At 60.8% G+C, this 6,391-nt stretch carries 7 protein-coding genes; 5 read left to right on the top strand and 2 right to left on the bottom strand.

Features of this window, described 5'->3' with window-relative positions; all coding sequences use genetic code 11:
* Positions 1-36: 36 nt before the first annotated feature.
* The gene (locus MOV80_RS23125) at positions 37-582 is read right to left on the bottom strand and encodes a hypothetical protein (RefSeq protein ID WP_118267014.1); all 546 of its coding nucleotides are present in this window, start codon (positions 580-582) and stop codon (positions 37-39) included.
* A 271-nt stretch (positions 583-853) separates the two neighbouring features.
* The gene (locus MOV80_RS23120) at positions 854-2,503 is read right to left on the bottom strand and encodes a methyl-accepting chemotaxis protein (protein ID WP_162897024.1); all 1,650 of its coding nucleotides are present in this window, start codon (positions 2,501-2,503) and stop codon (positions 854-856) included.
* Positions 2,504-2,855: 352 nt separating this feature from the next.
* Here MOV80_RS23120 and MOV80_RS23115 point away from each other — a divergent pair, with 352 nt between their 5' ends.
* From MOV80_RS23115 to MOV80_RS23095, 5 genes are all read left to right on the top strand, one after another.
* On the top strand, positions 2,856-3,077 hold the full coding sequence (locus MOV80_RS23115; protein ID WP_162897025.1) for a hypothetical protein: 222 nt from the start codon (positions 2,856-2,858) through the stop codon (positions 3,075-3,077).
* Positions 3,074-3,538 (top strand): antitoxin Xre/MbcA/ParS toxin-binding domain-containing protein, encoded by a 465-nt coding sequence (locus tag MOV80_RS23110; protein WP_118267018.1) that lies wholly within the window; start codon positions 3,074-3,076, stop codon positions 3,536-3,538. Before MOV80_RS23115 ends, MOV80_RS23110 begins: the two co-directional genes overlap by 4 nt.
* Complete coding sequence (locus MOV80_RS23105) at positions 3,535-3,975, top strand: RES family NAD+ phosphorylase (RefSeq protein WP_019102539.1); 441 nt, start codon at positions 3,535-3,537, stop codon at positions 3,973-3,975. Before MOV80_RS23110 ends, MOV80_RS23105 begins: the two co-directional genes overlap by 4 nt.
* 403 nt (positions 3,976-4,378) lie before the next feature.
* Entirely contained in the window at positions 4,379-5,287 is a 909-nt protein-coding gene (locus tag MOV80_RS23100) for a hypothetical protein (protein ID WP_205422988.1), read from the top strand.
* A gap of 171 nt (positions 5,288-5,458) precedes the next feature.
* Positions 5,459-6,391 (top strand): SIR2 family protein (locus MOV80_RS23095; RefSeq protein ID WP_249605544.1); only part of this gene is annotated, 933 nt, incomplete at its 3' end.

The raw sequence follows: 6,391 nt of genomic DNA, 5'->3' as shown, positions 1-6,391 counted from the left end.
TCTCCGCTAAGAACCGCCGGTCTCCCGGCGGTTTTTTTATTGTCCGGCCAGCGCGCGGAAACCGTAATGCAGCAGCGCGTAAGCGCCAAACAGGATACAGGCCAGCGCGCCGTAAGCCAGCGCGGAGCGGCCGGCGTGGCTCAAGTCCGTGCTGCTGGGCAGGCAGCCGTCCCAGCACTGCGCCGCCAGAAAGCCCAGTCCGGCCGCGGCCGGACTCAGCCACGGCCAGCGGGCCGCCAGCGCCAGCAAGCCCCAGCCCAGCGGCAGCAACAGCAAGGGCGCGATGCCTATGGGCAGCGCGTTCCACCACGTCAGCCGGCTGAAGCCCACCTGGCCCAGCGTCAGTTGCCGGCCGTTGCGGCTGGGCCACACGCTGAAGCGGCTGGGCCGCGCCCACAGCAGCCAGCCCACCAGAAAATGACAGAGTTCGTGCAACACCGTGCCCGGCAGCGACAGCGCCACATAGGGCCAGAACCACGCGCGGCGGCGCAACTGGCGGCTCAGCAACAGGAACAGCGCCGGCCACAGCAGCACGGGGGGAGCGGCGGCGAACGGCGCGTACAGCGGTTCTAGGGCGGACATGTGGGGAAGAGGGCGGGCGAAAACCCGGATTGTGGCATGAGGACGCGGCCGGACCAAGCCGGACGCGCCCTCAAGTTTGAGAGCTTGGGTTTTAGAAGGCGTTCAAGGGCTGAAGCTTCTTAAGAACCTTTTTACGATCTCGCGAGCTAGAGCGAGACAAGGCGAAAACGGCTGAGAAAGCGGAATGTACACGTGGTACATGAGCATTTTGAAGCTGTACTCACCGTGTCACGTTTCACGACGCGCAGCAGATCGTAAACAGGTTCTTAATTTAATCGGCGCGGAAGCGGTTAATCGCCGCATCCAGCCCATGCGCCAGGCCGGACAACTGCTGCGCCATCGCGGAGGACTCCTCCACCGACAAGCCGTTTTCCGTGCCCATATTGGCGATGCGCTCCACGTTCTTGGCGGCGTCGTTGCTGGCCGTGCTCTGCTCGCGCATCGCCTCGGCGATCTCGCTGGTTTTCTCCAGCAGGCGGGTGGACAGTACCCGGATCTGCGCCAGCCGCTCGGACAGCGTGCCGCTCAGCGCCACGCCGGCCTCCACCCGCTCGGTGGCCTCGCGCATGCTGGCCACCGCCGTGGTGGTGTCGCCTTGCACCGCCTTGATTTTTTCGGAGATTTCGCCGGTGGCCTGCGCGGTGCGCTCGGCCAGCTTGCGCACCTCGTCCGCCACCACCGCGAAGCCGCGGCCGGTTTCGCCGGCGCGCGCCGCCTCGATGGCCGCGTTCAAGGCCAGCAGATTGGTCTGCTCGGCGATGTCGTGAATCACGTCCACGATGTTGCCGATCTCATCGGAACGCTGGTTCAGGCCAATGATGATGGTTTCGGAGCGGCTGATCACGCTGGCGATCTCGGACATCTGCTGCGCGGCCTGGCCGGCCACCTCGCTGCCGCTCACCGCCTCGTTCATGCTGCTCTTGGCCTCGCCGGCCATTTCCACCGCGTGCTCGGCCACCAGGTTGATGCTCACCGTCATCTCCTCCACCGCGGCGGCGGTGGACGAAGACGCGTCGGTTTGCACCTGGGACGCCTCGGCAATGCGCTTGGACACGCCGGACAGCGCGTGGGCAGTGTCGTTCACCTGCTTGGCGTCCTCGCGGGTCTGCTGCAGGAAGGCGCGCAGATTGCCCAGCAGCTGCGCCAGCGCGCGGCCGGTTTCGCTGACCTCGTCGCGGCCGGTCTGATCCACCGTCACCGTCAGATCGTTCTTCTCCGCCGCGTGGCGCATGGTCTGCTGCATGGCTTGCAAGGGGCGGGTGATGGAGCGGACGATGGCGAAGGCCAGGGCTACGCCCAGCACCAGGGCCAGGCCCAGGATGGTCAGCATCATGTTGCGGGTGTTCTTCATGCTGACCGCCAGCGCGTCCTCGGCGGCCTGCGCGGACTCGTCGGCCAGCTTGCTCAGGCTGTTGAGCGCGTCGCGCGCCTCGTACAGCTTGGGCTTGAACGGCGCGATGCCGGCGTCGCCGACATTGGCCCGGCTGATTTCGCCGCTGGCGATCTTCTGATACAGACCGTTCATGCCCTGCTCGTAGCCGGAGAGGCCGGTCAGCATGCTGTCGAAGGTTCTCTGGTGATCCGCCGCCATGGCCATGGACTTGGCGGCGCCGGCCTGGTTCTTGAACTCGGCGATGTGCTTGTCCAGCAACTGCTTGTTGGTCTGGATGCTCTGGTCCGAATTGTCCGGGTTGCCGATGCTGATGAAGATGTTCTTCTCATCCTGGCGGATGTGAAGCATGCTGCTCTGCATGGCGTTCATCTGGTAGCGGAACGCGATTTTCTGGTCAAACAGCGAGGTCAGCTCGCCATCCATCTGGTTCAAGGACCACCAGCCGGAACCGCCCACCAAAGCCACGGCAAACAGCAAGCTGCCCGCCAGCGCGGCGATGCGCTGGCCAATCGTGAATTGACTTAACATAATGCCCCCCATTGGTGCTGATATTCATCTTTTTTCATAGCAAACGCATATGAATTGGCGATTGCATCAATGTGTGAAGACGCAGCGCTTCGTGCTGGCATGGACTCCAGCTTGGCCGGGACTCTGGAACATCAGGAATGGGCCCACAGGCCGGAACGACGGAGTGTTTCAATGCCAGCGCCTCTCCTCGTGACGAAGGGGAAGCGGAGCGACTTCATTGAATAGGCGCAATCATAATTCACGCCGTACAGATAGTCCTAATGGTTATTTTTGCATCGCAAAACGGGAACATAGGGTGTATGCCGGGTCAAGCCGGGCAAGGCGGGGGACAAAGGCCGGGCATGGGGCCGATATGAGGTTTTTTCATGTCCGCAGCAATGTAAAAGGCATAAAATCCGCATTGCCGTTTTCAAACGTCAAAAATCAGGCCGGCGCAATCAAAGCATCCGGTTTGCATGCGCTGTTGCATTTAGAGCAAGGCTTGGGCGCCGCCGGGCAAGCCACGCCCTTGTTTTGTTTGAGCAAAATGCCGATAATTAACGGGCAAATTGCCAAATCCAAGGAGGGACCATGAAAACGCTGCAAGTATTCGTGCCGGAAACGCCGGTCCCGCCCATGGTGGAACACAGCCTGTTGCAGGAACTGAGCGTGTTGGTGGGGCAGGAAATGCTCAACGATTTCGACGTGGCCAAAGTGGTGGAACTGGGCGTGGACACCGGCATGCTGGAGCGCCTGGTGGACGCCGGCCTCAGCCGTGGCGAACTGGAGTTCGTCATCCCGCCGCGCACCCTGTCCCATCGCATCAAGAAGGGCCAGGCGCTGAGCACCGAGGAATCCGAACGCGGCGTGCGCGTGGCCAAGCTGCTGCTGCTGGCGGAAGATCTGTTTGGCGACAAGGACGCCGCCGCCCAATGGCTGCGCAAGCCGCTGCACCGCTTTGAGGGCAAATCGCCGCTGGACATGGCCCATACCGAGCCCGGCGCGCGGCTGGTGGAACAACTGATCGCCCAAGCCAACGAAGGCTACGCCGCGTGATCGTCTGGCGCATCAGCCGCTACGCCGATCTCAAGGGCTTGGGCGGGCTGCGCTGGCCCGGCCGCTGGCACCCCGCCGGCCAGCCCATCGTCTACCTGGCGGACCACCCGGCCAGCGCCATGCTGGAAGCGCTGGTGCACCTGGAAGTGTCCATCCTGCCCGCCACCTTCACCCTGCTGCAAGTGGAGCTGCCGGACCGCCTAGTGCAGACGCTGGACCAAGCCAGCCTGCCTGAGGATTGGACCCTGCAGCCCGCGCTCACCCAGAGCCTGGGCCATCACTGGCTGCAACGCCAGGCCTCCGCCGCGTTGCAAGTGCCCAGCGCAGTGGCCCCCAACGCCCACAACTACCTGCTCAACCCCCTCCATCCCGACGCCGGCGCCTGCCGGATACTCAGCGTGCGGGACGTGCCTTGGGACGTGCGCCTGAAGTCCTGATGAAGACTCGGGGCCAAGCGCCCTGGGCGTGCCTTCCGCTTGCTCAGCGGCTTTGGTCTGGTCTTACCCTCGTCCGCGAGACCTTAAACTTGTCCATGGAAACAATCGTAAACAAACTCCTGGCCTAAACCCGCCATGCCGCGCTTTTGCGCGCAGAGCATGGCGAGTAGAGTCTGAGAACGTGTTTACGATCTCGCGAGCAAGAACGAGACAAGGCGAAAGCGGCTGAGAAAGCGGAATGTACTCGTGGTACATGAGCATTTCGAAGCCGGTACTCATCGCACAATTCCCCTACCGATGCGTAGCAGATCGTAAACAGGTTCTGAGAGAATTAGCCAAGGGTTCATGCAAACCCAGGCCGTCGGGGCAATTCAATCTATTTATTCAAGATGCGAGGAGTGCGATGACAGACTGGGTCAAATGGGCCGGCAAGACGGCCGCGGCCGCGCTGCTGTTCAGTAGCGCCACGGCCGCATGGGCGGACGCCGTCCGCAAGGACATTCTCCCCGCGGACACCGATGGCGGGATCGTGGCAAACAGCGGGCCGCACATCGTTTTTTCATCAGAGAGGGGCGGACGCGCGCCGCTATTGGTTTTTCTGCCCGGAACCGGCGGCGAAACCACGCGCACCGTGGTGGGCGAACAGGCTTTCATCGACACCGCCCTGGCTCAGGGCTACCGCTTCATCATCCTGTCCTACATCGACACGCCGGCGGTTTCCCAGGTTTGCACCCGGCCGGTGCTGGCGACCAATCCGGACTGCGCGGCACAACTGCGCCAAAAGCGCGCCTTTGGGGAAAACACCACCGCGCTGATCCAGGACAAACCCAAGGACGCCATTGTTCATAGACTGACCGCTTTGCTGCGCTACCTGGTCAAAACCGACCCCCAAGGTCGTTGGGAACAGTACCTGGACCAGCAAGCCGTAGACTGGAGCAAGGTCGTGCTGTCCGGGCAATCCCAAGGCGGCGGCATGGCCGCCTACATCGCCAAGCGGGTGGCGGTCCGGGGCGTGATCGACTTTTCCGGCGGCTGGGACATGCGCGCCAATAACCGCATCGCCTCCTGGTACTCCTCCCCCGGCGCAACGCCGCCGGACAGATTGTTCGGCACCTATCACGTGCAGGAAAACTTCGCCTCGGCCATCCGCCTCTCCTACAACGCCATGCGCATCCCGGCGGATCACCAGTTTGCGCTGAACAAACCGATACGCCGCCCCAATGCCGACAACCCCGGGCATGGCGAAGGCGCCAGCAATCCGGTGTACCGGGAGCTGTGGCAGGAGATGTTGGAGCGGCTTGGACGGGAGTAAGTGATGATAAGGCGTTGAGTGGACTTGTTGGGGTAGCTGTTTGGATAGAGATGGTAAGTGAGTCTTAACGGCTGTACTCGGTATTCTCTATCAGCGCTGATTCCTACTTGAGATTAATCTGGGGACAGCAATAAAATGAAAAAGTCATAAAAAATAATGATGGTGAATTAATTGCAATTCATTTCCCATGGTCCTGATATACCCGATGCGCTCTTACAAGCACACGAGGAGGGGCGTGTCGTGTTTTTTTGTGGTGCAGGTGTTTCCTATCCTGCTGGTTTGCCGGGCTTCAAAGGGTTGGTGGACGATATTTACCAGCGAAATGGCACGGTACCCAATGACATTGAGCGGAAGGCTTTGGATCTAAACCAGTTCGATGCCACCCTCGACCTATTAGAGCGGCGCCTACCTGGACAGCGCCTTGCTGTACGTCGGGCATTGGTGCAGGCACTAAAACCGAAATTACGCCGCAAGGGAGCTACGGACACGCAGGCAGCTTTACTTCGGTTGGCACGTAACCGCGAGGGGTCGCTTCGGTTGGTAACTACCAACTTTGACCGCTTGTTTCAAGCTGCGGCCAAACGAACAGGCCAAGTGTTCCAGGCGTATGCTGCGCCGATGCTGCCTGTTCCGAAGAATAGCCGTTGGAACGGACTGGTCTACCTGCATGGTCTGTTACCCAGCACAGTCGATGAGATGGCCTTGAACCGGCTGGTTGTCACTAGCGGAGATTTTGGCTTGGCCTATCTCACTGAGCGTTGGGCAGCCCGTTTCGTGAGCGAGTTGTTCCGTAATTACGTAGTGTGTTTTGTAGGATACAGCATTAATGATCCAGTGCTGCGCTATATGATGGATGCACTGGCGGCCGATCGGATGCTGGGAGAAGTCATACCACAGGCTTGGGCATTTGGTGATTGTGAGCCGGGGCAGGAGAGGAGCAAAACTATTGAGTGGGAAGCCAAGGGTGTTACACCCATTCTCTACAAAGTTCCTGCTGATAGTCATGATCATTCTGTGTTGCATAAAACTTTACACACTTGGGCTGAAACGTACCGAGATGGTGTATTGGGTAAGGAGCGCATTGTTGTCAGTCATGCATTGGCG

This window comes from Chromobacterium sp. IRSSSOUMB001 (assembly GCF_023507765.1).
GTDB classification, from domain to species: domain Bacteria; phylum Pseudomonadota; class Gammaproteobacteria; order Burkholderiales; family Chromobacteriaceae; genus Chromobacterium; species Chromobacterium haemolyticum.
The sequence above is the reverse complement of the archived record's forward strand: the minus strand, read 5'-3'. Positions and strand labels throughout refer to the sequence as shown.

Excerpts from the sequence above, each read along its gene's own strand:
- MOV80_RS23125 (WP_118267014.1), bottom strand. The coding sequence starts at position 582 with ATGTCCGCCCTAGAACCGCTGTACGCGCCGTTCGCCGCCGCTCCCCCC.
- MOV80_RS23120 (WP_162897024.1), bottom strand. The coding sequence starts at position 2,503 with ATGTTAAGTCAATTCACGATTGGCCAGCGCATCGCCGCGCTGGCGGGC.
- MOV80_RS23115 (WP_162897025.1), top strand. The coding sequence starts at position 2,856 with ATGAGGTTTTTTCATGTCCGCAGCAATGTAAAAGGCATAAAATCCGCA.
- MOV80_RS23110 (WP_118267018.1), top strand. The coding sequence starts at position 3,074 with ATGAAAACGCTGCAAGTATTCGTGCCGGAAACGCCGGTCCCGCCCATG.
- MOV80_RS23100 (WP_205422988.1), top strand. The coding sequence starts at position 4,379 with ATGACAGACTGGGTCAAATGGGCCGGCAAGACGGCCGCGGCCGCGCTG.